Origin of the sequence: Pinisolibacter sp., assembly GCF_036782435.1 — a bacterium.
Classification (GTDB): Bacteria; Pseudomonadota; Alphaproteobacteria; order Rhizobiales; family Ancalomicrobiaceae; genus CALBKH01.
Genome location: NZ_DAIPZB010000003.1, coordinates 53370 through 78146 on the forward strand (window position 1 = coordinate 53370; position 24777 = coordinate 78146).

Here is a 24777-nt window from a genome sequence, read left to right on the forward strand (position 1 = left end):
TCACCTTCCCCGGCGCGGCGGCGTGCCGTCGTGGGCGGCTGCGATCGCCTTGCGGAAGACCGTCGGCAGCGCCTCGCCGGCGATCTCGTCGGGCGGCGACCACCAGTGGCCGTCCGGCGCTGGAGCATCGGCGGCGACGTCGGCGCGCAGGACGACGAGGCGCAGGTGGAAATGGGTGAAGGTGTGCTCGACCAGCGTCGGCATCCGCACCCAGGCGCCGGCGAGCGGCGGATGCGCGGCGGCATCACCGTCGGGCTCGGCCGCACCGACCTCGCGCCACGGCGAACCCGGCGGTTCGCTCATGCCGCCGAGGAGACCTTTCGGCGGGCGACGACGCAGCAGCACCGCGCCGTCGGCGCGCACCGCGACATGGGCCGTGCCGGTGCGGGTCGGCCGAGCCGCCTTCGGAGCGCGGCGCGGGAAGGTCTCGGGCGAGCCGAGCGCGCGGGCGGCGCAGCCTTCCGACCACGGGCACAGCGCGCAGGCCGGCTTCCTCGGGGTGCAGACGGTGGCGCCGAGATCCATCATCGCTTGCGCGAAGTCGCCGGGTCGTTCGATCGGCGTCAGCGTCGCCGCGAGGCGGCGCAACTCGGGCTTCGCCGTGGGCATCTCCGCCTCCACGGCGAAGAGGCGGGCGACGACGCGTTCGACGTTGCCGTCGACCACGGTCGCAGGCGCATCGAAGGCGATGGCGGCGATCGCCGCGGCGGTGTAGGGGCCGACGCCGGGCAGCGCCCGCAGGCCCTCCTCGGTCTCGGGGAAGCGGCCGCCGTGATCGGCGACGACGACGCGGGCGCAGGCGTGGAGATTGCGGGCGCGCGAATAGTAGCCGAGGCCGGCCCAGGCCTTCATCACCTCGGTCTCGTCGGCACGCGCCAGATCGGTGACCGATGGCCAGCGGACGGTGAAGGCCTCGAAGTAGCTCTTCACCGCGGCGACCGTCGTCTGCTGCAGCATGATCTCGGAGAGCCACACCCGATAGGGATCGGCGATTTCGCCCGCGGCTCGATCGACCGGGCTCACCCGCCACGGCAGGCGGCGGTGATGGCGGTCGTACCAGGCGAGGAGGTGGGCGGGGTCGAAGGCGGGCATGGATCGGAGGTAACGTGGGGACGGCGCGGGGAAAAGGGGGTGAGGCGGAACCGCGGCCTTGTTTCCGGCAGAGACCGCGTCCATCGTCCGCCCCATGTCGACACCCCACGATCCGACCGACGACGTTTCTCCTCGCCCGCGCGGCCGGCGCGGAGCGCGCGCCGTCGCCGATCTCGTCGGCGATGCGCTGAAGCCGGCGGCGAAGAAGCGCGGCTTCGCCTCCACCGATCTCTTTCGCAACTGGGCCGACATCGTCGGGCCGGTGTTCGCCCAGGTGACGCAGCCGGAGCGGCTCTCCTGGCCGCGCCGCCTCGACGACGGCGGCGAGCAGGGGTTCGAACCGGCTGTCCTGATCGTGCGCTGCGAGGGCTCGCGGGCGCTCTTGTTGCAGCACGAAGCGCCGACCGTCGTCGAACGGATCAACGCCGTCTTCGGCTTTCCCGCCGTCGCGCGGCTGAAGATCGTGCAGAAGCCGATCCACCGGCCGGCGGTCGCCCGGCCGCCGCGGCTCGCCGCCCTTTCCGCCGCCCAAGAGGCGCATGTCGCCGAGATCACCGCCGAGATCGAGGACGAGGGCCTGAAACGGGCGCTGATCGACCTCGGCCGGGCGGTGTTGGGCTCGCGCAAGCCGAAATGACGGGCGCAAACCGCGGGTTTTCCCCGGATAACGATCGCGCGAGGTCGGCGCGAGGGGCGACGTCTCGCCACAATCGGGCTATTGATTGAGCGAGCCGACGTGTCGGGCCGCACCTTCTCGGACGAGCCCGGACGGACAGGTCCCGCCTTTTTTCCGAGCCTTCGGACAACTCGAGGACATTTCGCCCGTGACGCCCTCCCGCCGCCGCTTCCTGGAAAGCTCCGCCGCGCTCCTCGCTTTCGGATCCGCCGCGCTCGCCGCCGGCCCGGCCGCCGCGCAGGGCGCCTACGACATGGCCGAGATGTTGAAGCCCGGCCCGCTGCCGGACATGATCCTCGGCAATGCCGATGCTCCGGTCACGGTGGTCGAATATTCGTCGATGACCTGTGGCCACTGCGCCAACTTCCACAAGAATGTCTTCCACTATCTCAAAGAGAAGTACATCGACACCGGTAAGGTCCGCTTCATCCATCGCGAGTTCCCGCTCGACCCGCTGGCCGCAGCGGCGTCGATGCTGGTCCGGTGCTCGCCGAAGGAAAAGTACTTCGACATGCTGGGGCTGTTCTTCGAGCAGCAGACGGTGTGGGTGAGGACCGACGATCCGGTGACGGCGCTGCGCAATCTGACGCGCCAGATCGGCTTCACCGACGAGAGCTTCAAGGCGTGCCTCACCGATCAGAAGCTGCTCGACGACCTCAGCGAGATCCGCAAGCGCGGCTCGGAGGTGTTCAAGATCGACGGCACCCCGACCTTCTTCATCAACGGTCGCGCCTCCAAGGGCATCTCCACCAAGGAGGAGCTCGACAAGGCTCTGGCGCCCTACCTGAAGTGAGGCCGATGGTGAGCGACGCGGGTTCGATCGACGGCGGCGGAGGGTGAGGTGCGCTTCACCCGGCTCAAGCTGCTCGGCTTCAAGACCTTCGTCGACTCGACCGAGTTCATGATCGAGCCGGGGCTGACCGGCGTCGTCGGCCCCAACGGCTGCGGCAAGTCCAATCTCGTCGAGGCCCTGCGCTGGGTCATGGGCGAGAACTCCTACAAGAGCATGCGCGCCTCCGGCATGGACGACGTGATCTTCTCCGGAAGCACACGGCGGGCGGCGCGCAACACCGCCGAAGTCACGCTCTTCCTCGACAATCGCGAGCGGCGGGTCACCGCGCCGCACGCCGACGCCGACATCCTCGAGGTGACGCGGCGGATCGAGCGCGAAGCGGGATCGAACTATCGGATCAACGGCCGCGAGGTACGCGCCCGCGACGTCCAGCTGCTGTTCGCCGACGCCTCGACGGGATCGCGTTCGCCGGCGATGGTGCGCCAGGGCCAGATCGGCGAGTTGATCTCGGCCAAGCCGACGGCGCGACGCGCCATCCTGGAAGAGGCCGCCGGCATCTCCGGCCTGCACTCGCGCCGCAACGAGGCGGAGATCCGCCTCAAGGCCGCTTCGCAGAACCTCGAGCGCGTCGAGGACGTGCTCACCGAGTTCGAGACGCGGCTGGAAAGCCTCAAACGCCAAGCGCGGCAGGCGGCGCGCTATCGCAACCTCTCCGCCGAGATCCGTCAGGCCGAGGCGACGATCGCATTGTTGCGTCTCATCGAGGCGCGCGAGCGGGTGAGCGAGGCCGAACGCGATCTCCTCCAGGCCGACAAAGCGGTCGGCGAGACGGCGGAGGTCCAGGCGCGGGCGGCGCGCGATCAGGCGGTGGCGGCGCACGACCTGCCGCGGCTGCGCGACGCCGAAGCCGCCGCGTCGGCGGCGCTGCAACGCCTCAGGCTGGCGGCGGCGGAACTCGACGCCGAGGAGCGGCGGGTGCGCGACCGGCTCGGCGAGCTCGAGCGCCGCATCCGTCAGATCGACGAGGACCGCGCCCGCGAGGACCGGCTCGGCGCCGACATGGCGGCGGCGCTCGATCGGCTCGCCGAAGAGGAGGCGGTTCTTTCCGCCGAGAACGAGGACGTCGCGGCCTCGGTCGCCGAGGCCGAGGACCGGCTGGCGGAAGCGGAGGCCAAGGCGGCCGAGACGGAAGCGGTGCTCGCCGAGATCCAGGCACGGGCGGCGGACGCCCAGGCGCGGCGGCGGGCCTTCGAACGGGCCAAGGCGGAAGCGTCCGAGCGGCTCGGTCGCCTGCTCAGGGAACAAGAGACGGCGCGCGTCGAACGCGACCGATTCGCCGAGGGGCTCGGCGACGGCGAGGCGCTGGAGGCGGCGCGTTTCGCGGTCGAGGACGCGGCGGCGGCGAGCGTCGAGGCGGACGCCGCGGTGGCGGAAGCGGAAGAGCGGGTGCTCACGGCACGCGACGCCTTCGAAGGCGGGCGCGGGGCGCTGGCGGAGCGTGAACGCGAGGTGTCGCGGCTGGAGGCGGAAGCCAAGACGCTGGCCAAGATCCTCGACGTCGCAGCCGGAACGCTGTGGCCGCCGATCATCGACCGGCTACGGGTCGACGCCGGTTACGAGACGGCGCTCGGCGCGGCGCTCGGCGACGATCTCGAGGTCTCCACCGACGAGGCGGCGCCGGTCCACTGGTCGGAGCCCGGCAGTGCCGCCGGCGATCCGTCACTGCCCGGCGGGGCGACGCCGATGTGGCGCTACGTCGACGGACCGGCGGTGATCGCCCGCCGTCTCGCCCAGATCGGCCTCGTCGATCGCGCCGACGGACCACGTTTGCAGAAGCAATTGGCGCCGGGGCAACGGCTGGTGTCGCGGGAGGGTGATCTGTGGCGTTGGGACGGGCTCGCCGCTGCGGCGGAAGCCCCGACCGCCGCGGCGCGTCGCCTGTCCAGCCGCAATCGGCTCCACGAGGTCGAGGTGCAGATCGTCGAGGCGCGACGCGACCTCACGTCCCGCCGCGCGTCGCTCGAACAGGCGCAACGCCTCCTGCGCGAGGCGGAAGAAGCCGAGCGCGCCACCCGCGAGACCTCGCGGCGGGCGCAGCGCACCGAGGCCGAGGCGCGCGACCGGGCAGCCCGGCTGGAGCGCGAGGCCGAACTCGCCGCCACCCGGCTCGCCGCTCTCGATGCGACGCTCGCCCGCCTCGCCGGCGAAGTCGACGAGGCGGAAGCGCGTGGGCGCGAGGCGGCGGATGCGGAAGCCGAACTGCCCGACACCTCGCGGTTGGACCAGGAGATCCTCACTGCGCAGGGCGTCGTGGCGCGCGACCGGGCGGTGGCCGCCGAACTGCGCGCCGCTCGCCAGGGGCTGGCACGCGAGGTGGAGATGCGGGTGCGCCGGCTCGAGGCGATCGGCCGGGAGCGTGCCGGCTGGTCGGCGCGCGCCGCCGCCGCGACGTCGCAGATCGCCGTTCTCGCCGAACGGCGAGCCGAGGCCGAAGCCGAGCAGGAGACGCTGACCGAACGGCCCGCCGACATCGAGGAGGCGCGACGTCGCCTTCTCGACGAGATCGGTACGGCGGACGCGAATCGCTCGGCTGCGGCCGAGGCGCTCGCCGCCGGCGAGCGGACGCAGGGCGAAGCCGATCGCGTCGCCCGCACGGCGCTCGAGGCGTTGTCGGCGGCGCGCGAGGCCAAGGGCCGCGCCGAGGAACGTCATGCCGCGGCGCGGGCCCGGCGGATGGAGATCGAATCGGGGATCGCCGAGACCTTCGAGGTGCAGCCGATCGGCCTCGCCGGCCTCGCTGGGATCGACATGGAAGCGCCGTTGCCCGAGGAGATCGCGGTCGAGCGGCGGCTCGAGCGGCTGAAGGTCGAGCGGGAGCGGCTCGGCGCGGTCAATCTCCGCGCCGACGACGAGGCGCAGGAGGTCGAGGAGCGGCGCGACGTGCTGGCCGGCGAGCGCGACGAGTTGGTCGAGGCGATCCGCCGGCTCAGGACCGGCATCTCCAACCTCAACCGCGAGGCGCGCGAACGGCTGATGGCGGCCTTCGACACGGTCGACGGCCATTTCCGCTCGCTCTTCACCCATCTCTTCGGCGGCGGCGAAGCCGAGCTGCAGCTGATCGAATCGGAGGATCCGCTGGAGGCGGGCCTCGAGATCGTCGCCAAGCCGCCGGGCAAGAAGCCGACGACGATGACGCTCCTGTCCGGCGGCGAACAGGCGCTCACCGCCCTCGCCCTGATCTTCGCGGTGTTCCTCACCAACCCGGCGCCGATCTGCGTGCTCGACGAGGTCGACGCGCCGCTCGACGACGCCAATGTCGAGCGTTACTGCGACCTTCTCGACCGGATGGCGAGCGTCACCGACACCCGCTTCGTCGTCATCACCCACAACCCGATCACCATGGCGCGGATGAATCGGCTGTTCGGCGTCACCATGTCGGAACGGGGCATCTCGCAGCTCGTCTCGGTCGATCTCGAACGCGCCGAGCGAATTCTCGAGACCGCTTGATACGGAATCCGGCAGATCGCTTCGCGATGCCGGGTTCATCCCGTCGGAAAGGCCCTCGTATGGACAGGGCCTTACTCACGAACGGAACGAGCCGTTCGGATGAGCCCATCCGAATGCCTCATGAGGTGCAAGCGACCCGTCGCGCCGGCTTCGCGACGCCACCCCCTCCGAAAGGCTGTGACGAAGCGGCGCAACCCTCTTTCGGGGAGCGGTATTTCTCTTTTCTTTTCAATTGCTTGAACTAAAGTCTGGTGTCCTTGACACGTTATCCCGCCGCCACTATGGTGCGCCCGACTTCGGGGTGGGGCGGTCACGTTCCCGCGTTTCGAGGCGTGGGCGCGAAATGCGGGGGTGCCGGACATGGTCGAACGACCGACCGATGCGAACCCCGCGGGATCGCGGCTTCCGCCGAAGGACGACAACGAAGCGCGGCTTCAGCAGCGGCTGGAGCGTCTCGGCGAGAGCCTCGAGGCGCATCGGGCGGCGGAGGAAGCGGCGAACCGGCGGGGAAAATCCTCCGGTTTCGCGCAGGCGACCAAGGTCGCCTCCGAATTCGTCGCCGGCGTGATCGTCGGCGCCGGCATCGGGTGGGGGATCGACAAGGCGGCGGGGACCACTCCCTGGGCGCTGATCGTGTTTCTCCTTCTCGGCTTCGCCGCGGGCGTGCTCAACGTCCTGCGCGCCGAGGGGAAGGTGGCGGAGGCCGGCGCGCGGTTGCGCGAGCCTTCGGGGCAAGAGACGCAGCGGCCGAATCGCGACGGCGATCGGTCGGCTCCCTGAGGGAGCTGCGGAATTCGAACGGGTCGGGCTCCACGGGGCCGCGGATCCGAAGGGGGCGGCCCGATCGGGGGCGCGTGCGGCGGTCGATCGTTCGATCGAGCGCCAACAAGAGACGGGGACTGACAGGTGGCTGCCGACAAGGTCGATCCGATCCATCAGTTTCACATCACCAAGCTCGTGCCGATCAATCTCGGCCACTACGACGTCTCCTTCACCAACTCGTCGCTGTTCATGGCGGCGACGGTGATCGTCGCGACGCTGTTCCTCGTCATGGCCTCGTCGGGCCGGTCGATGGTGCCGAACCGCTGGCAGCTCGTCGCCGAGATGTCCTACTCCTTCGTGGCGAACACTCTGCGCGACGCCGCCGGCAAGGCCGGCATGCAGTTCTTCCCGCTGGTGTTCTCGCTGTTCATGTTCGTGCTGGTGGCCAACCTGCTGGGCATGATCCCGTACTTCTTCACCATCACGTCGCACATCATCGTCACCTTCTGCCTGGCGATGCTGGTGATCTCGACGGTGGTGATCTACGGCATCTGGAAGCACGGCTTCCACTTCTTCGGCCTGTTCGTGCCGTCGGGCGTGCCGGCCGCGCTGGTGCCGCTGGTGACGATGATCGAGGTGATCTCGTTCCTCTCCCGGCCGATCAGCCTCTCCGTCCGTCTCTTCGCCAACATGCTGGCCGGCCACATCACGCTGAAGGTCTTCGCGGGCTTCGTCGTGACGCTCTCGGCCGCCGGCGTCGCCGGCATGGCGGGCTCGGTGCTGCCGCTGGCGATGGCCGTGGCGCTGACCGCGCTCGAGTTCCTGGTCGCTTTCCTGCAGGCCTACGTCTTCACCGTGCTGACCTGCATGTACCTGAACGACGCGATCCATCCGGGCCACTGAGCCCGGTCGGACGCGGACGAAATCCGAAAGTTCAACTCTATCCCACCGAAGGAGCACTCCCATGGATCCGCAAGCTGCGAAGTACCTCGGCGCCGGTATCGCCACCCTCGGCATGGCCGGTGCGGGCATCGGCCTCGGCACCATCTTCGGCAACTACCTCGCCGGCGCGCTGCGCAATCCGGCGGCTGCCGACGGCCAGTTCGGCCGCCTGATCTTCGGCTTCGCCGTGACCGAAGCGCTCGGCATCTTCTCGCTGCTCGTCGCGCTGATCCTGCTCTTCGCCTGATCCTTCGGGCCGAAGAGAACATCACGAATCTCCGGCCGTCCCGAGCGGACGGCCGGTGATCTTCCGTGGATCCCGCGCGATCGTGCGGGGTCGGATCATCCGGGACGGTCGAGATGGCAAGCAACGTCAACACCACGGCCGAGGTGCAACACGCGGGCGCCGAGCACGGCGGGGCTTTCCCCCCGTTCGACAGCTCGACCTTCGCGTCGCAGATCCTCTGGCTCGCGATCACCTTCGGCCTCTTCTACGTGCTGATGTCGAAGGTCGTGCTGCCGCGTATCGGCGGCATCCTCGAGGCGCGCCACGACAAGATCGCCAAGGATCTCGAAGAGGCGAACCGGCTGAAGGCCGACTCCGAAGCCGCCGGTGCGGCCTACGAGAAGTCGCTCGCCGAAGCCCGCCAGAAGGCCCAGGCGATCGCCTCGGAAACCCGTTCGGCGCTCAATGCTTCGCTCGACGCCAAGCGTCACGAGGCGGAGGCCGGTCTCTCGGCCAAGATCGCCGCGGCCGAGACGACCATCGCCGGCATCAAGGCCAAGGCACTGGCCGAGGTCGACGGGATCGCCACGGAGACGGCGGAGACCCTGGTCTCCACCCTGACCGGCGAGAGCATCTCTCGTTCGGACGTCGCCGCGGCGATCGCCGCCGTCACGGCCAAGTGAGGAGGGACCGATGGACGCAACCTCTCTCGCCACCCTGTGGGCCTTCGTCGCGCTGCTGATCTTCTTCGGCGTGATCGCCTACCTGGGCGTTCCGGGCAAGATCACCGCCGCGCTCGACGGCAAGGTCGCCGCGATCGAAAGCGAACTCTCCGAGGCCAAGCGCCTGCGCGAGGAAGCCGCGAGCCTGCTCGCCGCCTACAAGCAGAAGGCCGCCGACGCCGAGCTCGAGGCGCAGTCGATCGTCGCGGAAGCCAAGCAGCTCGCCGACATCGCCACGGCGGAAGCCAACAAGGCGCTGGACGAGCTGATCGCTCGCCGCACCAAGGCGGCCGAAGCCAAGATCGCTCAAGCCGAAGCCCAGGCCGTCGCCGAGGTGCGTTCGCGCGCCGCCGACGTCGCCGTGGCCGCCGCCGAGAAGCTGCTGGCCACCCGGGTGGCGGGCAAGACCGGCGCCGACCTCGTCGCCAAGGGCATCGCCGAAGTGGCCGCCAAGCTCAACTGAGCCGCGCGCCCTTCACCAGATCGGAACCCCGCGTCTCGAAGGAGACGCGGGGTTCGTCTTTTTCGGCCTCGCGTCGGCCGCACCTCGTGTGGGTGGGGCCTCTCGGGGACCGGGCAGTAGGCTGGGGGCGACGATCCGTCGATCCGTGGGACCCGAGGATGATCGGGGGATGGGGGCGCGGCGCCCCTGCCCGGCCTCGCCATCTCCTCGCCGCCTTGTCGCCGGCTTCTCGAGTCAGCTTGCCGGGCTGGAACGGCCGAACCGAGGTGACCATGCCGCGTTTTCTGTACTTCGCCTACGGCTCCAATCTGCTCGCCGAACGGCTCGCCGCGCGCTGCCCGAGCGCCGAACCGAAAGGTGTCGTCCATGTCGCCGGATGGCGGCTCGCCTTCCATTCCAAGTCCTTCGACGGCTCGGGCAAGGCGACGCTGATCCGCGGCGAGGAGAGCGACGTCGTCCACGGACGGCTCTACGAGATCCCGGTCGGCGAGCGCGACGCGCTCGACAAGGCCGAAGGGGTCGACCGCGATCCGCCGGTCTATCTGCGCCACGACGATTTCGTCGTCACCGGCGCCGAAGGCGAGATCATCTCCGATGTCTCGGTCTACCTCGCCCGCGAGGAGACCCCGGCGCTGGCGCCGTGGGACTGGTATCGGGCCCTGATCGTCGCCGGCGGCATGCAGGCGGGGCTGCCGGCGGGGGACGTGGCGGCGCTGGCCGTGACCCCGGCCCTCCCCGACCCGTTGCCGACCCGGCGCACCCGGCGCGAGGCGCTGACGGTGCTCGAGAAGGCGGGCTTCTCCGAACTCGCCAAGGCCTGTGGCGGCGGCACCGCGGCGCCGGCGAACGATCGCGCCCCCAAGGCGGCGAAAGCGGCGGTCGATGCGGTCGCCGAGAAAGCGGTGGCCGAGGCGATCTCGGGCCTGTGAGGCGATCTCCCGCGCCCGACGGTGCGGTCCCGAACTCCGGAGGTCCCCGCGGCATCGATGGACCTTCGCGTCGGTCTCGAATCGGCGGTTCCCGATCGGGCCGCTTCGATCCGGTTCGTACCGGCTCTAGCCGCCGCGCTTCGCCGCCACCGCGCGCGCCACGGGCGCGAAGCTGGTGCGATGCAGCGGCGAGGCGCCGAGGTCGTCGAGCGCCGACATGTGGGCCTCGACGCCGTAGCCCTTGTGACGCTCGAAGCCGTAGCCGGGATGCTCCTGCGCCGCCAGGGTCATCAGCCGGTCACGCACCACCTTGGCGACGATCGAGGCGGCGGCGATGGAGACCGATCGGCCGTCGCCGCCCTTGACCGCGGTACCCGCGCACGGTAGCCCCGGCGGCACGTCGACACCGTCGACGAGCACGTGATCGGGCGTTTCGGCGAGGCCGTTGACGGCGCGGCGCATGGCGTCGAGCGTGGCGGCGCGGATGTCGGTCGCATCGATGCGCTCGACCGAGCCGAGGGCGATCGCCACCGCGTGGTGGGCGCAGATCTCGTCGAACAGACGCTCACGCACCTTCTCGCTCAGCTTCTTCGAATCGTTCAGCCCTTCCGGCACGCGCGCCGGATCGAGGATCACCGCGGCGGCGACCACCGGTCCGGCGATCGGCCCGCGGCCGACCTCGTCGACCCCGGCGATGCGGGCGGCCGGAAAGCCGTGGGCGCGTTCGTTGCTGTCGTCGGGTCCGGCCTTCGGCGACGCGGCCCCGGTCGCGGACTTCTTCGGGCGGCCTCTCATCGGGCGGTCTCCGGCAGGCGGGTGACGCCCTTTGCGTCGAGCGGGAAGAAGGGGTTGTGGGCGACCTCCCAGAGGTGGCCGTCGAGATCGCGGACATAGCCCGAATAGCCGCCCCAGAACACCTTCTCCGGCGGCTTCACCGAGCTCGCCCCGGCAGCGAGCGCCGCGGCGAAGGCGGCGTCGACCGCCGTCTCGCTCGGAAGATTCCACGCCAGCGTGACGCCGGCGAAGCCCTCGCCGGCCGCGGCGACACGAGCATCGTCGGCGAGCGCCTCGCGGCCGTAGAGGGCGAGGATCACCCCGTCCATGTCGAAGAAGACGACGTTCTCGTTGCTCGACCCGCCGGCTTCGAGACCGAGAGCCTCGTAGAAGGCGCGGGCGCGGGCGATGTCGGCGACGCCGAGGGTGACGAGGGAGAGGCGCAGTTTCATCGAAGGACCCTTGGTCAGAAGAGCGACAGTTGCCGGCCGTCGCCGAGCGGCGGCACGAAGAGATCGGTGCGCAGGGTGGCGACCGTGCGTCCGGCCTCGAGGCCGAGACGGCGCGTCGCCGCTTCGAAACGCTTGCGCAAGGTGGCGGCATAGGGGCCGAGGCCGCGCATCCGCCGCCCCCAGACCGCATCGTAGTCCTTGCCCTCGCGCATCGAGCGCAGCAGCGACAGGACATGACGATAGCGATCGGGATGGTGCTCGAGCAGCCATTGTTTGAAGATCTCCGACACTTCGAGCGGCAGGCGCAGCAGGATATAGCCGGCCTCGCGCGCTCCGGCCTCGGCCGCCGCCTCGAGGATGCGTTCCAGTTCGGCATCGTTGAGGGCGGGGACCACCGGCGCCACCATGACGCCGACGGGCACGCCGGCGGCGGCGAGACCGCGGATGGCGGCGAGCCGCTTCTCCGGCGCCGAGGCGCGCGGCTCCATCGAGCGCGACAGGCGGCGGTCGAGGCTGGTCACCGAAAGCGCCACCTTGGCCAGTCCCCGCTCGCCCATGCGGCCGAGGATGTCGGCGTCGCGCAGCACCAGCACCGACTTGGTGACGATGGTGACCGGATGGCCGCAGCGCTCCAGCACCTCGAGGATCTCGCGCATCAGCCGAAACCGCCGCTCGATCGGCTGATAGGGGTCGGTGTTGGTGCCGATGGCGACCGGCCGGCAGGCGTAACCGGCGACGCCGAGTTCGCGCTCGAGCAGCCGCGCCGCGTCGGGCTTGACGAAGAGGCGGCTCTCGAAATCGAGGCCGGGCGAGAGGCCCATGTAGGCGTGGGTCGGGCGGGCGAAACAATAGGAGCAGCCGTGCTCGCAGCCGCGGTAGGGGTTGATCGAGCGATCGAAGGGGACGTCGGGCGAAGAATTGCGGGTGAGGATGGTCTTCGGCTTCTCGATCGTCACCTCGGTCGAGAAGGGCGGCAGTTCGTCGAGCGAGCCCCAGCCGTCGTCGAAGGCGACGCGGCTCTCGCTCTCGTAGCGGCCGGAGGGATTGGCGATGGCGCCGCGGCCGCGACGGCGCTCGGCCTCGATGCGCGCATCGAGCACCACCGCGCCGCCGCCCTCGCATTCGCCGAAGCGCGGCACGGCGATCTCGGATCTCTCGACGAAACGATCGGCGGAGATGTCGCGAGCGGGGCGCTCGCCTTCGCTCCCCTCCGGCGAGGCTTCGCTGGGACTCTGTCTACGGGGGGCGGCGCGTCTCATGATCCGATCTTGGAACGTTCTCTGGAACATTACAAGAACATGCTCTGAAATTCGTCGATTCGCCAGCCTGTTCCGGCTGGTCGCCGGGTCGGGGGGCGTGTAAGAGACGGAACCGAGCCGTGAGCGTCCGCGGTCGCGGTCCGTCACCCGAGGATCCCGAGATCCATGCTGTCCGTCGTCATCCCCACCCAGAACTCCGAGGAAGGTCTCGCGCGCACGCTGGCGTCGCTGGTGCCGGCGGCGGCGGAGGGGATCGTCCGCGAGGTGGTGGTGGCGGATGCCGCGTCGAGCGACGGCACGCGGATCGTCGCCGACGCCGCCGGCTGTTCGCTGGTGGAGAGTTCCGGCGGTTGGCTGACGCGCGTCAGTGCCGGCGTCCACATGGCGCGGCGGGCGCCGTGGTTCCTGATTCTGGCACCCAACGTCCATCTCGACAGCGACTGGTACCGCGAGGCCGCCACCTTCGTCGACCGCAGCGAACGGGCGGGCCGGGCCGACTCCCATGTCGGCACCTTCCGCATCGTCTACGACGAGTTCGGCTGGCGCCCACGGGTCGCCGAGCGGGTGGTGGGCGTCGCCGGGGCGCTCTTCGGGCGGCCTCTCCGGGAACAGGGGCTGATCATCTCGCGCCACCATCTCGAGGCGCTGACGTCGCGCATCCCCGACCGGTTCGCCGGCCACGGCGACCTCGTCGGGCGGATGTCGCGGGCGGACATCCACACGCTGCGCGCCGATGCGGTGGTGCTGCCGCCGGTTCACGGTGGGCGCGCCGCGCCGAGCCTGTCGCGGCTCATGCGCATCACCTCCTCCGGTCTCGGCTTTCCGACGCCGACCGGCGACTGGACCGAGGAGTGAGGGTGCCGGCGGCGGTCTCGCTCCGCCGCGCCGTGGACCTTCCGCGCGCAGGTCGACCGGCCGGACGTCTTCACTCCGCCGCAGTCGTCCGCCAGCGTCGCCGACGTCCCTCTTCGCCGTCGACGCCGGGTCGCGGTTCACCCATGATGGCCCCATGGATTTCGCCGCCTTCTTCGACGCCGCCCTCCGTCTGATCGAGACCCACCGCGCCTGGGCGGGGGTGATCTACGGGCTCATGGCCTTCGGCGAGAGCCTCGTCATCGTCGGGGTGTTGATCCCGGCGACGGGGGTGATGATGGCGACCGGGGCGCTGGTCGGAGCGGGCACCGTGCCGTTCCTCGACGTGTGGATCGGCGGGGCGATCGGCGCGGCGGCGGGCGACACGGTCTCCTATTGGGTCGGCCGCAAGCTCGGCCCCGGCGTCGACCGGCTGTGGCCGTTCTCGCGCCATCCCGAGACGCTCGCGGCGGCCCGCAACGTCTTCGCCCACTGGGGCTGGATGGCGGTCGTCGTCGGCCGCTTCATCGGGCCACTCAGGGCGAGTGTGCCGACGGTGGCCGGCATCACCGCGATGCGGCACGGCGTCTTCCAGGCCGCCAACATCGGCTCGGCGATCGTCTGGATCCCGGTGCTGATCTTCCCCGGCTCGATGGGCGCGATCGCCTGGGACCTGTTCGACAGGGGCGACAGCGTGACCGGCACGATCGTCACGATCGTCGCGCTGGCGGGCATCGTCGCGGCGTTGTGGGTGCTCAGGCGGTGGATGCCGCGGAAGATGAAGTGACGACGAAATATGAAACGCGCCCGAGGTTTCCCTCGAGCGCGTTTCGGAAGGTCCGTCTCGTCCCGGCCGCGATCACATGTTCGGATAGTTCGGCCCACCGGCGCCTTCCGGCGTCGTCCAGGTGATGTTGCCGTTGGGGTCCTTGATGTCGCAGGTCTTGCAGTGGACGCAGTTCTGCGAGTTGATGACGAAGACCTTGTCGCCGTCCTTCTCCATCCACTCGTAGACGCCGGCCGGGCAGTAGCGGGTCGACGGGCCGGCGTAGGTACCGAGCTCGGACGACTTCTGAAGGGCCGGATCGGCGAGCTTCAGGTGGATCGGCTGGTCCTCCTCGTGGTTGGTGTTCGACAGGAACACCGAGGAGAGACGGTCGAAGGAGATCTTGCCGTCGGGCTTGGGATAGACGATCGGCTTGCACCGGTCGGCGGGTTTGAGCGACTTGGCGTCCGACTTGCCGTGCTTCAGCGTGCCGAAGAAGGAGAAGCCGAAGAGCTCGTTGGTCCACATGTCGAGGCCGCCGAGGGCGACGCCGAGGACGGTGCCGAGCTTCGACCACAGCGGCTTGACGTTGCGGACCTTCACCAGATCCTTGCCGACGAGGCTCTTGCGCCAGCCGGTCTCGTATTCGATCGGCTCGTCGTGGGCGCGGCCGGCGGCGAGGCAATCGGCGATCACTTCGGCCGCCAGTTCGCCGGAGAGCATGGCGTTGTGGCTGCCCTTGATGCGCGGCACGTTGACGAAACCGGCCGAGCAGCCGATCAGCGCGCCGCCCGGGAAGGTCAACTTCGGCACCGACTGGTACCCACCTTCCGTGATGGCCCGCGCGCCGTAGGCGAGGCGCTTGCCGCCTTCGAAGACGTCGCGGATCGCCGGATGGGTCTTGAAGCGCTGGAACTCCTCGAAGGGCGACAGGTACGGGTTCTCGTAGTTGAGATGCACCACGAAGCCGACGACGACCTGATTGTCCTCCATGTGATAGAGGAACGAACCACCGCCGGTCTTGAGGTCGAGCGGCCAGCCGAAAGAATGGCGCACCGAGCCCGGCTTGTGCTTCTTCGGATCGACCTGCCACAGCTCCTTGATGCCGATGCCGAACTTCGGCACGTCGCAGTCCTCGTCGAGCTTGTACCGAGAGATCAATTGCTTGGCGAGCGAACCGCGCACGCCTTCACCGATCAGGGTGTACTTGGCGAGCAACGCCATGCCGCGGGTGAAGCTGTCCTTGGGTTCGCCGTCGCGGCCGACACCCATGTCGCCGGTGGCGACGCCGATCACGTTGCCCGCATCGTCGTAGAGGATCTCGGAGGCGGCGAAGCCCGGGTAGATCTCGACGCCGAGCCCTTCCGCTTTTGCCGCGAGCCAGCGGCAGACGTTGCCGAGGGAGACGATGTAGTTGCCGTGGTTGTTCATGAGCTTGGGCATCATGAAGTTCGGCAGGGTGATGGCGCCGGCGGGGCCGAGGACCTGGAAGTGGTCGTTGGTGACCGGCGTCTTGAACGGATGGGTCGGGTCGTCGCGCCAATCGGGGAAGATCTTGTCGATGGCGATCGGGTCGACGATGGCGCCGGAGAGGATGTGGGCACCGACCTCGGAGCCCTTCTCCAACACCACGACCGAGATCTCCCGGCCCGTCTCGGCGGCGATCTCCTTCAGACGGATGGCGGCGCACAGGCCCGCGGGACCGGCACCGACGATCACCACGTCGAATTCCATCGCATCGCGCTCGGGAAGCACCGCTGCCTCGCTCATGCCGTCGAACTCCTCGTCATGCCGGCCGATCGGCCGCGCCGCGCTCTGCGGCCCGTCGCCCCACCGACTTGGCCTGCGAACCGGTTCGCACCGCCGATGCGACGGGAGAACACGCTTCGGTCTCGCCAGAAAGGGCGCCCATCGCTATGTTGCACAGCACCACTTAGACGCTTTCGCACCTTCCGCCAAGGTGGAATAAAGTGTCGTATAGGTCATGATGCCGCATGTCCGTGCAGATCGATGAACTGACCGCCCTCCTCGACTGGTACGTGGCCGCCGGCGTCGACGTCGGGCTCGGTGACGAGCCGGTCGACCGCTTCCTCGAATCGATGCGCGAGGCGGAGGAACGGCAGGCGCGCGGACGCGAGGCGGCATCGGCGAAACCGACCGGGGCGGAGGCGACGGCTCTCGGGCCGCCCTTCGAGGTCGATGCGAGCCCGGACCGCCCCACCCCGCGTCCGAGCGGCGAGGTACGCGGCACGCCGGCGCGCCGGGTGGAGACACCACCGGAGCGCCCTCGTTTCGAGCCGCCGCCGCAGCCGGTGGCGCGGGCGACGATCGGAGCCGCGGTGCCGGGCGATGCGGCGGTCGGAGCGGCGCGCGAGGCGGCGCGCGGCGCCGCGACGCTCGACGACCTGCGCTCGGCGCTTACCGCCTTCGACGGCTGCAACCTGAGAACCACCGCCAAGCGGCTGGTCTTCGCCGACGGCGACCCGCAGGCGCGCCTGATGCTGGTCGGCGAGGCGCCGGGGCGCGAGGAGGATGAACAGGGCCTGCCCTTCGTCGGCCGCTCGGGGCGGCTCCTCGATCGCATGCTGGCGGCGATCGGGCTCGACCGGAGCTCGGTCTACATCGCCAACGTGGTGCCGTGGCGGCCGCCGGGCAACCGCACGCCGACGCCGCAGGAGACCGAGATCTGCAAGCCGTTCATCGCTCGGCAGATCGAACTGGTCGACCCGGACGTGCTGGTCTTTCTCGGCGGGGCGGCGGCGGCGGCGCTCACCGGCACCGGCGAGGGTATTCTGCGTCTGCGCGGCCGTTGGATGACCTACGAGACCGGACATCGCGGCATCGCCGCCATGCCGACCCTGCATCCCGCCTATCTGTTGCGCCAACCGATCCACAAGCGATTGGCTTGGCGCGATCTCCTGGAGATCCGGCGCAGACTGATACCAAAGCCCGAAGGTGCCGACGCACCCGCCTGAACACACGCGAATTTCTCATTTGCGTCAGAGGCATGAAAAATTCGCGTCAGGAATACCATCGGCCATTTCCAATGGCCGATGGTATGAGCGCGCCGCCTCGACCGCGACCGCCGCGTCGATGCCAACGGAAGAAGGGCCGGGATCGCCCCGGCCCTCGGTCTTCGACGTCACAGCGGCATCTCGCCGTTCGACGAGTTGCTACTTGCCGTGACCTCCGCCACCGCCGCTACCACCGAAGCCACCTTCACCGTGGCCACCGGCGTAGCCGTAGCCGTGTTGTCCGTCCTCGCCGTAGGCATGACCGTGCGGTCCCGCCGTGGCCCAACGATACCCGTGTCGACCGGGCCCGCCGTAGCCGTAGCCATGGCCACCACCGTAGCCGTTACCGTCGTCGACGGGCGCGACTTCGGCGGTGAGCGCGGTGTCGTGGTCATGATCGGTCAGGAAGAGTTTGGTCTTCGGCACGGTGCAGACCTCGCCGACCGGGCAGTTGCCCGGCGTGCCATAGACGATGACGGCGCTGTCCGCATAGGCGACGCCGCTCAGCAGAAGCGTCGTGAGAGCGAGAGTCGTCATGCCTGTCTTCCTGAGCAGTTTGAACATGACAACCTCCTTTCCCCTCCGGCCGCCGATACTTCGGCAGTCGCTCGGGAGGACATGTGATATATGGGTACCGCTCCGAGTAATTTCAATACTATATCAATACGAATACATTCGTGATGTTGATTTTCAATATCTTTCTCGGAACATGAATATCAAATACCTCGTCGCGAGATCTGCGCGGAGACTCGGAGCGACAGCGAAGATCATCGCCCCCTCCGCTTCACGAATATCGGAGATGGGAAGAGATGCGGCGGAACATCCCGGTATTCCGAGGTCCACGGCCACGCCGCCACGGCCGATATCGGCGAGATCGTTCCAATTCGAAGTTTCCGGCTAAAGCAATCTCGAGACTTCCGGCGCATTTTCGCACGATCGGGAAGATTCTCACCCGATCCCGACAGAACTTCCGGGGAGACTCATGACCATCACCTCGATCGGATCGTCCTTCTCCTACATCCGCCCGGAAGCGGCGGCACGCGAAACGTCCGCCGCAGCGGTCTCGGAGGAGAGCATCGCGTCGGCCGCGACCGGATCGGCCGCGGCGTCCGCACCCCAGGCGTCGGGCTCGGCCAAGCCGAGCGTCGCCGACGAGTTGCGGGCACTCCTCGTCAAGACGCAGGAGAACCACTCGTCGCCGCCGGCGCCGCATGCCGCGGCTCGCGCCTACGCCGGCCACTGAGACGAGGTGGCGGCGCCGGAGCGCCTCGCTCCTGCCGCGATCCTTCGTCAGGATCCTCGCATCACGACGGCGAGACCGCTCTCGACAACGGTTCCCGTCGACCCCATCTCGTCGTATCGATGAGAGGGTGAGACCGGAGTGGTGCCGATCACCGCCGGGAAGGGAGGGTTCATGCCGCAGTTCCTGCTGGTCGCCGCCGCCGGTGCGGCGGCCTACACCGCCTATCGGGTGCTCCGCCGCGAGATGACCCGGGTCTCGGCACGTCTCGCCGAGGTGCGCGTCTCGCCCGAGCGCGATACGACGGCGCGACTGGTGCGCGGCGCCGACGGCGTCTATCGACCCGAGCGCTGATCCCACCCGGTCGATCCGTCGATGATCGTCCGTGACCTCGCCCCGCTCGATGCGTTCGAGGCGGCCCGCCGCCTCGCGGATCTGCCGGGCCTCGTCTTCCTCGACAGTTCCATGCGGCCCGAGGCGCTCGGCGAACACGCCCGCCTCGGCCGATGGTCCTTCGTCGCCGCCGATCCGTGGACGACCTTCGGCGTGCGCAACGGCCGCGCCTTCCGCGACGGCGTCGAACTCCCCGGCGCGCCGCTGGACGAATTGCGCGCGCTTCTCGCCTTCGAAGACCTCGCCGACGCGATCGCCGATCCACCGCCGTTCGCAGGCGGAGCGATCGGCTATATCGGCTACGATTTCGGTCGCCGGCTCGAACGGTTGCCGGAGCCGGCGGAGAGCGAGCCGGTGGCGGAGGCGATCTTCGGCGTCTACGACGTGGTGCTCGCCTTCGACCACACGGAGAACCGCGCCCGGCTGATCTCCAGCGGGCGGCCGGAGACGACGCCGGAAGCACGCCGTCGGCGGGCGCAGGCTCGGATGGACGTCTTCCTGATGCGCCTGGAGCGGTCGGCCGAACATCGCACCGGCTCGGTGACGCGGCTCGATTTCCGCCCGACGATCCCCCGGGAGACGCACGAAGCGCGGGTGGCGGCGGCGATCGAGCACGTGCTCGCCGGCGATGTGTTCCAGGTCAATCTGGCGCAACGCTTCGCCGCGCCGCTGCCCGAGGGGTTCGACGCCCTCGCCTTCCACGGGCGGCTGCGGACGGCGAACCCGGCGCCGTTCTCCGCCTATCTCGATTTCGACGAGCTCCGCGTCGCCTCGTCGTCGCCGGAGCGCTTCCTCGAGCTGCGCGGCGGGCGCATCGAAGCCCGCCCGATCAAGGGGACGGCGCGCCGGTCCGACGACCCGACGGAGGACGCCCTCGCCGCGGCGCGGCTCGTCGCCAGCGAGAAGGATCGAGCCGAGAACGTCATGATCGTCGATCTGATGCGCAACGACCTGTCGAAGGTCTGCGACGACGCATCGATCGAGGTGCCGGTGCTGTGCGGCATCGAGAGCTATGCCGGCCTCCACCATCTGGTGTCGGTGGTGACCGGACGGTTGGCCGAGGGGCGCGACGCGATCGACGCGCTGGCGGCGGCCTTCCCCGGCGGCTCGATCACCGGAGCGCCGAAGATCCGGGCGCAGGAGATCATCACCGCGCTCGAGGGCCACGGCCGCGGCGTCTATTGCGGCTCGATCGGCTGGATCGGCCACGATGGCGCCATGGACCTCGACATCGCCATCCGCACCGTGATCTTCCGCGCCGGCGAGGCGACCTTCTCGGTCGGCGGCGGCATCACCGCCCTGTCGGAGCCTTCGGCGGAATACGAGGAGACGCTGACCAAGGCGGCCCGTATCCTCGTCGCCGCGTCCAGCGAGACGACGGCGACCGGGACGCTCCCGGAAGCCGGTCGGCGGGAGGCGGCGGCGTGATCCTCGTCCTCGACAACTACGACAGTTTCGTCGCCAACATCGGCCGTTACTTCCGCAATCTCGGCGCCTCGACGGTGGAGGTGCGCAATGACGCGATCACCGTCGACGAGGTCGAACGCCTCGCCCCGCGGGCCCTGGTGATCTCGCCCGGCCCCGGCCGGCCGCGTGAGGCGGGCGTGTCCGAAGCGCTGATCCGCCGCTTCTCGGGGCGGGTGCCGATCCTCGGCATCTGCCTCGGCCATCAGGCGATCGGCGAGGTCTTCGGCGGCCGCATCGCGCGCGCCCGCGAACCGATGCACGGACGCGCCTCGCCGATCGACCACGACGGCGACGGCCTCTTCGCGAAGTTGCCTCGACCGACGACGGTCGGGCGCTATCATTCGTTGATCGTCGAGGTCGACGACGCACCGGATCTGATCGTCACCGCCCGCAGCGAAGCGGGCGAGATCATGGGGCTCCGTCACCGCGTCCATCCGACCCACGGCGTCCAATTCCACCCGGAATCGGTGCTGACCCCACAGGGGGCGGCGCTCTTCGACAACTTCCTGGCGATCGCCCGCGCCTTCGATGCCAACGAGAGGAAAACGGCATGATCGTCATCGATGGACGGCTCGAGGAGAGCGAGAAGGTCCTGTTCGACGTCTCGGATCGCGGTCTGACGCTCGCCGACGGGCTGTTCGAGACCATGCTCGCGGTCGACGGCCGCGTCTTCCGCCGCGACGCGCATCTCGGCCGGATGATCGCCGGGGCGGCGGCGCTGGCGATCCCGATCGACCGGGCGCGGCTGGAGACCGATCTCGACCTCCTCGTCGGGACGTTGCCTCGGGGTGAAGCGGTGGTCCGCCTGACGCTGACCCGTGGCCCCGGGGCGCGAGGGGCGCGACGGCCGGACGTCGCCCGACCGACGGTGCTGGCCACCCATGCGGCCTGGCCGAAAGAGACCGTGATGCGGCCGTTGCGCCTCGTCACCTCGACCATCCGCCGCAACGAGACCTCACCCACCTCGCGCCACAAGACGCTCGGTTACGTCGACGCCGGGGCGGCCCTCGCCGAGGCGGAGGCGAAGGGCGCCGACGACGCCCTGCTCTTCAACATGCGCGGTGCGGTCGCCTGTTCGACGACCGGCAACGTCTTCGCCGTCGACGGTGACGTGATCCTCACGCCGCAGCCGGACGACGGCATCCTCGACGGGACGATCCGCGCCGTCGTACTCGAGACGGCGCGCGAACTCGGCCTGCGCACCAAGGAGATGTCGCTGGCGCCGCTCGAATTCGCGGCGACGCAGGCGCTGTTCGTCACCAATTCGGTGCGGCTCGTCGCGCCGATCGCCGGCCTCGACCGGCGGCGTTACCCGACCGATCATCCGACGGTGGCGCGACTGGCGGACGCGATCGGCGCGCGGATCGCCGCCGAATGTGGCCGCGATCCGCGCGCCGGATGATGGCGATCACTTCTTGCGCTTGCATTCGCGATAGGCGGCCGACCCTTCGGCGAAATCGCCGCACGGATCGTACCTCTTCTTCGTGATCACCGGCTTGGGCCTCCGGACCTCGCCGCATCCGGCGACCGTCGGCGGGCAGTTGCCCGGCAGGCCGTAGGTCAGAACCCTGGTTTCGTCCGATCCCTCGGACGACGCGCCACCGCCCCCACCGCGACCGGCGGCCTGGGCGAGAGCCGCGCCCGTCGATGCGAGCACGAGCGCCGTGGCGAGCGCCGCGCCTGTGAGAATGCTCGACCTGAAGAACATGGCATCCTCCTTTTCACGTCTTCGGAGGGAGATCTTCATGTTTGGAAATTTTAACACGCACGGCTGAACCGAGGCTGAACCACCGCCGGTCCATCGGCATTCATGGCGATGTCGATGCATCTTTTCAGATCATGTCGGCGATCGACGGCTCACGGCGGGAGGACGATGTGCCGCACGATCGGGCGCGCCCGGACCGGAACGGACGTCGCGGCCCGCAGTCGCCGGGGCGACCACGAACCGCGCGTCACTCGAGGCTCTCTCGCACCGCGGGATCACAGTTCCTTGCGGCACTGGTTGTAGAGCCGGCTGCCGGGCTGGAAGTCGCCGCAGGGATCGTAGCGCTTGACACGGACGGGCAGCGGACGATGAGGGCGACCCGGGCCACAGGCGATGGTCGGCGGGCAGTTGCCGGGCAGACCGTAGACGAGGACGGCGCTGCTGCCACTCGAGCCGTTGCCGGGGCTCGAGCCACCGGCCGGGCCGCCGTTGCCGCCACCGGCGGTCTGGGCGAAGGCGGAGGCGATGCCGCCGACGAGGGCGACCGCGAGGGAAGCGGCGGCGATGGTGAGCTGGATGCGATGAGCGCGGCTGATGGTCGACATGGGGGCTCTCCTTCTTCGATCCTCCGGGCGGGGAGTTTCCCGCCTCTCGATCGTGGGTCGCGGCAGCCCGACGACCGGTTCAAAGAAAAATCGCCGCACGACGAAAAAAGTTCCGGGCGGTCGAAGCCGCGCCCGATTGCCGACTTCGGCGCGAACCGCCACAGTGGGTGCGCGGCCAAGGGATACGGTCCGCCGGAGGCCCCGACGCCGATGATCGCCACGATCCTCGCCCTCGCCATCGCCGCGCTCCACGTCTGGATCCTGGTGATGGAGATGTTCCTGTGGGAGACGCCGCGGGTCAGGAAGTCCTTCGGCACCACCGAGGAATTCGCCGCGGCGACGAAGGTGCTCGCCGCCAACCAGGGGCTCTACAACGGCTTCCTCGCCGCCGGCCTCGTATGGGGCGTCGCCCAGGGCGCCGCCGGGCGGCCGACCGTCGCCTTCTTCCTCGTCTGCGTGCTCGTCGCCGGGCTCTACGGCGCTGCGACGGCGAGCCGGCGCATCCTCTTCGTCCAGGCACTGCCGGCCGGCATCGCGCTCGCCGCGCTGGCGGCGAAGATCTGAGGCGAGGATCGAGCGGGGATGCGGTCCGGGCTCGCGTCGCGGCCGTTGACCCGCGGCGGCCCCATGGCTAGGGTCCGGCACGATTTTCAACGCTCGAGCCTCGCCATGATCGACCCCGCGACCCCCGCCCACATGCGCCCCGATCGCTCCTTCCAGGGGCTGATCCTCACCCTCCAGCGCTTCTGGGCCGACTACGGTTGCGTGGTGCTGCAGCCCTACGACATGGAGGTCGGCGCCGGCACCTTCCATCCGGCGACCACCCTGCGCGCCCTCGGTCCGAAGCCGTGGAACGCCGCCTACGTCCAGCCGTCGCGGCGGCCGAAGGACGGGCGCTACGGCGAGAATCCCAACCGGCTCCAGCACTACTACCAGTTCCAGGTGATCCTGAAGCCGTCGCCGGCCGATCTCCAGGACCTCTACCTGAAGAGCCTCTACGCCATCGGCATCGACCCCAAGACCCACGACATCCGCTTCGTCGAGGACGACTGGGAGAGCCCGACGCTCGGCGCCTGGGGTCTCGGCTGGGAGTGCTGGTGCGACGGCATGGAGGTGAGCCAGTTCACCTACTTCCAGCAGGTCGCCGGCTTCGAGTGTTCGCCGGTGGCCGGTGAACTGACCTACGGCCTCGAGCGTCTGGCGATGTACGTCCAGGGCGTCGACAACGTCTACGACCTCAACTTCAACGGCCGCGACGGCCACGACAAGGTCACCTACGGCGACGTCTTCCTCCAGGCGGAGCAGGAGTACTCGCGCCACAACTTCGAGCACGCCGACACCGACATGCTGTTCAAACAGTTCGAGATGGCGGCGAACGCGGCGCAGAAGTACGTCGCCGCCGGCTGGGAGAGCCCGGAAGAGAAGCGTCACCTGATGGCGCTGCCGGCCTACGACCAGTGCATCAAGGCGTCCCACGTCTTCAATCTGCTCGACGCGCGCGGCGTCATCTCGGTCACCGAGCGGCAGAACTACATCCTTCGCGTCCGCGAACTGGCCAAGGCCTGCGGCAAGGCCTGGCTGGCGACCGACGGCGGCGGTGCGGCGTGAAGACGGGGTCGGGCTGAAACCGGCTTCGCCTGTTCCGCCCTACGGCACTCTCGTATGCCTCCGACGTTCACCGTCATCGAACGATGCGTTTCCGGTGACGTAAGGGGTTACCCCTACAAAGTGCTTTCGAACACCTCTAATCTCCACGCCGACACGGCCGGTCGGCCGTCGAGAGGAGGAGATTTCCCATGAGCGAACCCGTGATCGCGCAGAAGGCGCCCTATCCCGTCGAGGTGAAGGCCGGCGAGTCCTATTTCTGGTGCTCCTGCGGGCAGTCGAAGAACCAGCCGTTCTGCGACGGCTCGCACAAGGGCTCCGGCTTCACCCCGGTGAAGTACGTCGCCGAGAAGGACGGCAAGGCCTTCTTCTGCGGCTGCAAGCACTCCAAGACGCCGCAGCTCTGCGACGGCTCGCACAAGGCGCTGTGAGCGGGCGGACGACGACGCCATACCGCCAATCGAACGACGAGAAATCCGGCGACCGCCGCTCGACCAGGAGCGGCGGTCGTACGTTTTGTCTCTCGACAGGGG

At 69.4% G+C, this 24777-nt stretch carries 28 protein-coding genes; 20 read left to right on the plus strand and 8 right to left on the minus strand.

The genetic code is table 11. From position 1 onward, the window contains the following. Entirely contained in the window at positions 1-1092 is a 1092-nt protein-coding gene (mutY, locus tag V7Q42_RS01915) for an A/G-specific adenine glycosylase (RefSeq protein ID WP_333822036.1), read from the minus strand. A gap of 94 nt (positions 1093-1186) precedes the next feature. Here mutY and V7Q42_RS01920 point away from each other — a divergent pair, with 94 nt between their 5' ends. The 9 genes from V7Q42_RS01920 (at position 1187) to V7Q42_RS01960 (ending at position 10112) form a co-directional block, all read left to right on the plus strand. Beyond that, positions 1187-1729, plus strand: coding sequence for a DUF721 domain-containing protein (locus V7Q42_RS01920; protein ID WP_333822037.1), 543 nt, complete (start codon positions 1187-1189; stop codon positions 1727-1729). 187 nt (positions 1730-1916) lie between these two features. Then, positions 1917-2561: a DsbA family protein gene (locus V7Q42_RS01925; protein ID WP_333822039.1), complete on the plus strand. Its 645-nt coding sequence runs from the start codon at positions 1917-1919 to the stop codon at positions 2559-2561. A gap of 48 nt (positions 2562-2609) precedes the next feature. Further along, complete coding sequence (locus tag V7Q42_RS01930; RefSeq protein ID WP_333822041.1) at positions 2610-6068, plus strand: AAA family ATPase; 3459 nt, start codon at positions 2610-2612, stop codon at positions 6066-6068. Between the two features lie 360 nt (positions 6069-6428). Next, complete coding sequence (locus tag V7Q42_RS01935; protein WP_333822043.1) at positions 6429-6848, plus strand: AtpZ/AtpI family protein; 420 nt, start codon at positions 6429-6431, stop codon at positions 6846-6848. Positions 6849-6974: 126 nt separating this feature from the next. Then, positions 6975-7733, plus strand: coding sequence for a F0F1 ATP synthase subunit A (locus V7Q42_RS01940; protein WP_333822045.1), 759 nt, complete (start codon positions 6975-6977; stop codon positions 7731-7733). A 61-nt stretch (positions 7734-7794) separates the two neighbouring features. Then, positions 7795-8019 (plus strand): F0F1 ATP synthase subunit C, encoded by a 225-nt coding sequence (locus V7Q42_RS01945; RefSeq protein ID WP_217931114.1) that lies wholly within the window; start codon positions 7795-7797, stop codon positions 8017-8019. A gap of 113 nt (positions 8020-8132) precedes the next feature. Then, a complete protein-coding gene (locus V7Q42_RS01950) occupies positions 8133-8681 on the plus strand; it encodes a F0F1 ATP synthase subunit B (RefSeq protein WP_333822048.1) in 549 nt (182 codons plus the stop codon). Between the two features lie 10 nt (positions 8682-8691). Continuing rightward, a complete protein-coding gene (locus V7Q42_RS01955) occupies positions 8692-9183 on the plus strand; it encodes a F0F1 ATP synthase subunit B family protein (protein ID WP_333822050.1) in 492 nt (163 codons plus the stop codon). 272 nt (positions 9184-9455) lie between these two features. Continuing rightward, positions 9456-10112, plus strand: coding sequence for a gamma-glutamylcyclotransferase family protein (locus V7Q42_RS01960; protein ID WP_333822052.1), 657 nt, complete (start codon positions 9456-9458; stop codon positions 10110-10112). 126 nt (positions 10113-10238) lie between these two features. On the opposite strand, the gene V7Q42_RS01965 is transcribed toward V7Q42_RS01960, so the two are convergent. The 3 genes from V7Q42_RS01965 to V7Q42_RS01975 are packed head-to-tail and all read right to left on the minus strand — an operon-like array spanning position 10239 to position 12597. Next, positions 10239-10907, minus strand: coding sequence for a ribonuclease HII (locus V7Q42_RS01965; protein ID WP_333822054.1), 669 nt, complete (start codon positions 10905-10907; stop codon positions 10239-10241). Beyond that, a complete protein-coding gene (locus V7Q42_RS01970; protein ID WP_333822056.1) occupies positions 10904-11338 on the minus strand; it encodes a VOC family protein in 435 nt (144 codons plus the stop codon). Before V7Q42_RS01970 ends, V7Q42_RS01965 begins: the two co-directional genes overlap by 4 nt. A 14-nt stretch (positions 11339-11352) precedes the next feature. Next, entirely contained in the window at positions 11353-12597 is a 1245-nt protein-coding gene (locus tag V7Q42_RS01975) for a PA0069 family radical SAM protein (protein WP_333822058.1), read from the minus strand. 165 nt (positions 12598-12762) lie between these two features. On the opposite strand from V7Q42_RS01975, the gene V7Q42_RS01980 reads away from it, so the two are divergent. Both V7Q42_RS01980 and V7Q42_RS01985 read left to right on the plus strand, forming a co-directional pair. After that, positions 12763-13452, plus strand: coding sequence for a glycosyltransferase (locus V7Q42_RS01980; RefSeq protein ID WP_333822060.1), 690 nt, complete (start codon positions 12763-12765; stop codon positions 13450-13452). Positions 13453-13606: 154 nt separating this feature from the next. Continuing rightward, positions 13607-14236 carry a DedA family protein gene (locus V7Q42_RS01985; RefSeq protein WP_333822061.1) on the plus strand — a complete coding sequence of 210 codons (630 nt, stop codon included), beginning with the start codon at positions 13607-13609 and terminating at the stop codon, positions 14234-14236. 72 nt (positions 14237-14308) lie between these two features. On the opposite strand, the gene V7Q42_RS01990 is transcribed toward V7Q42_RS01985, so the two are convergent. Next, entirely contained in the window at positions 14309-15985 is a 1677-nt protein-coding gene (locus tag V7Q42_RS01990) for an electron transfer flavoprotein-ubiquinone oxidoreductase (protein ID WP_333822063.1), read from the minus strand. A gap of 224 nt (positions 15986-16209) precedes the next feature. Here V7Q42_RS01990 and V7Q42_RS01995 point away from each other — a divergent pair, with 224 nt between their 5' ends. After that, a complete protein-coding gene (locus V7Q42_RS01995; RefSeq protein WP_333822065.1) occupies positions 16210-17190 on the plus strand; it encodes a uracil-DNA glycosylase in 981 nt (326 codons plus the stop codon). Between the two features lie 198 nt (positions 17191-17388). On the opposite strand, the gene V7Q42_RS02000 is transcribed toward V7Q42_RS01995, so the two are convergent. Then, a complete protein-coding gene (locus tag V7Q42_RS02000) occupies positions 17389-17766 on the minus strand; it encodes a hypothetical protein (protein ID WP_333822067.1) in 378 nt (125 codons plus the stop codon). Between the two features lie 445 nt (positions 17767-18211). Between V7Q42_RS02000 and V7Q42_RS02005 the strand changes: the two genes are divergently transcribed. From V7Q42_RS02005 to V7Q42_RS02025, 5 genes are all read left to right on the plus strand, one after another. Then, on the plus strand, positions 18212-18472 hold the full coding sequence (locus tag V7Q42_RS02005; RefSeq protein ID WP_333822068.1) for a hypothetical protein: 261 nt from the start codon (positions 18212-18214) through the stop codon (positions 18470-18472). Between the two features lie 171 nt (positions 18473-18643). Then, positions 18644-18823 carry a hypothetical protein gene (locus tag V7Q42_RS02010; protein ID WP_333822069.1) on the plus strand — a complete coding sequence of 60 codons (180 nt, stop codon included), beginning with the start codon at positions 18644-18646 and terminating at the stop codon, positions 18821-18823. Positions 18824-18844: 21 nt separating this feature from the next. Continuing rightward, on the plus strand, positions 18845-20290 hold the full coding sequence (gene pabB, locus V7Q42_RS02015) for an aminodeoxychorismate synthase component I (protein WP_333822070.1): 1446 nt from the start codon (positions 18845-18847) through the stop codon (positions 20288-20290). Next, positions 20287-20883 (plus strand): anthranilate synthase component II, encoded by a 597-nt coding sequence (locus V7Q42_RS02020; RefSeq protein WP_333822071.1) that lies wholly within the window; start codon positions 20287-20289, stop codon positions 20881-20883. Before pabB ends, V7Q42_RS02020 begins: the two co-directional genes overlap by 4 nt. Further along, a complete protein-coding gene (locus tag V7Q42_RS02025; RefSeq protein WP_333822072.1) occupies positions 20880-21731 on the plus strand; it encodes an aminotransferase class IV in 852 nt (283 codons plus the stop codon). Before V7Q42_RS02020 ends, V7Q42_RS02025 begins: the two co-directional genes overlap by 4 nt. A 6-nt stretch (positions 21732-21737) precedes the next feature. On the opposite strand, the gene V7Q42_RS02030 is transcribed toward V7Q42_RS02025, so the two are convergent. Beyond that, positions 21738-22037 (minus strand): hypothetical protein, encoded by a 300-nt coding sequence (locus V7Q42_RS02030; protein WP_333822073.1) that lies wholly within the window; start codon positions 22035-22037, stop codon positions 21738-21740. Between the two features lie 272 nt (positions 22038-22309). Then, positions 22310-22639 carry a hypothetical protein gene (locus V7Q42_RS02035; protein WP_333822075.1) on the minus strand — a complete coding sequence of 110 codons (330 nt, stop codon included), beginning with the start codon at positions 22637-22639 and terminating at the stop codon, positions 22310-22312. A 210-nt stretch (positions 22640-22849) separates the two neighbouring features. On the opposite strand from V7Q42_RS02035, the gene V7Q42_RS02040 reads away from it, so the two are divergent. The 3 genes from V7Q42_RS02040 to V7Q42_RS02050 all read left to right on the plus strand — a co-directional run bounded on the left by V7Q42_RS02040 (position 22850) and on the right by V7Q42_RS02050 (position 24675). Further along, entirely contained in the window at positions 22850-23203 is a 354-nt protein-coding gene (locus V7Q42_RS02040) for a DUF1304 domain-containing protein (RefSeq protein WP_333822076.1), read from the plus strand. Positions 23204-23308: 105 nt separating this feature from the next. Further along, positions 23309-24247: a glycine--tRNA ligase subunit alpha gene (locus V7Q42_RS02045; protein ID WP_333822078.1), complete on the plus strand. Its 939-nt coding sequence runs from the start codon at positions 23309-23311 to the stop codon at positions 24245-24247. Between the two features lie 188 nt (positions 24248-24435). After that, complete coding sequence (locus V7Q42_RS02050) at positions 24436-24675, plus strand: CDGSH iron-sulfur domain-containing protein (protein WP_333822081.1); 240 nt, start codon at positions 24436-24438, stop codon at positions 24673-24675. Positions 24676-24777 lie beyond the last annotated feature (102 nt).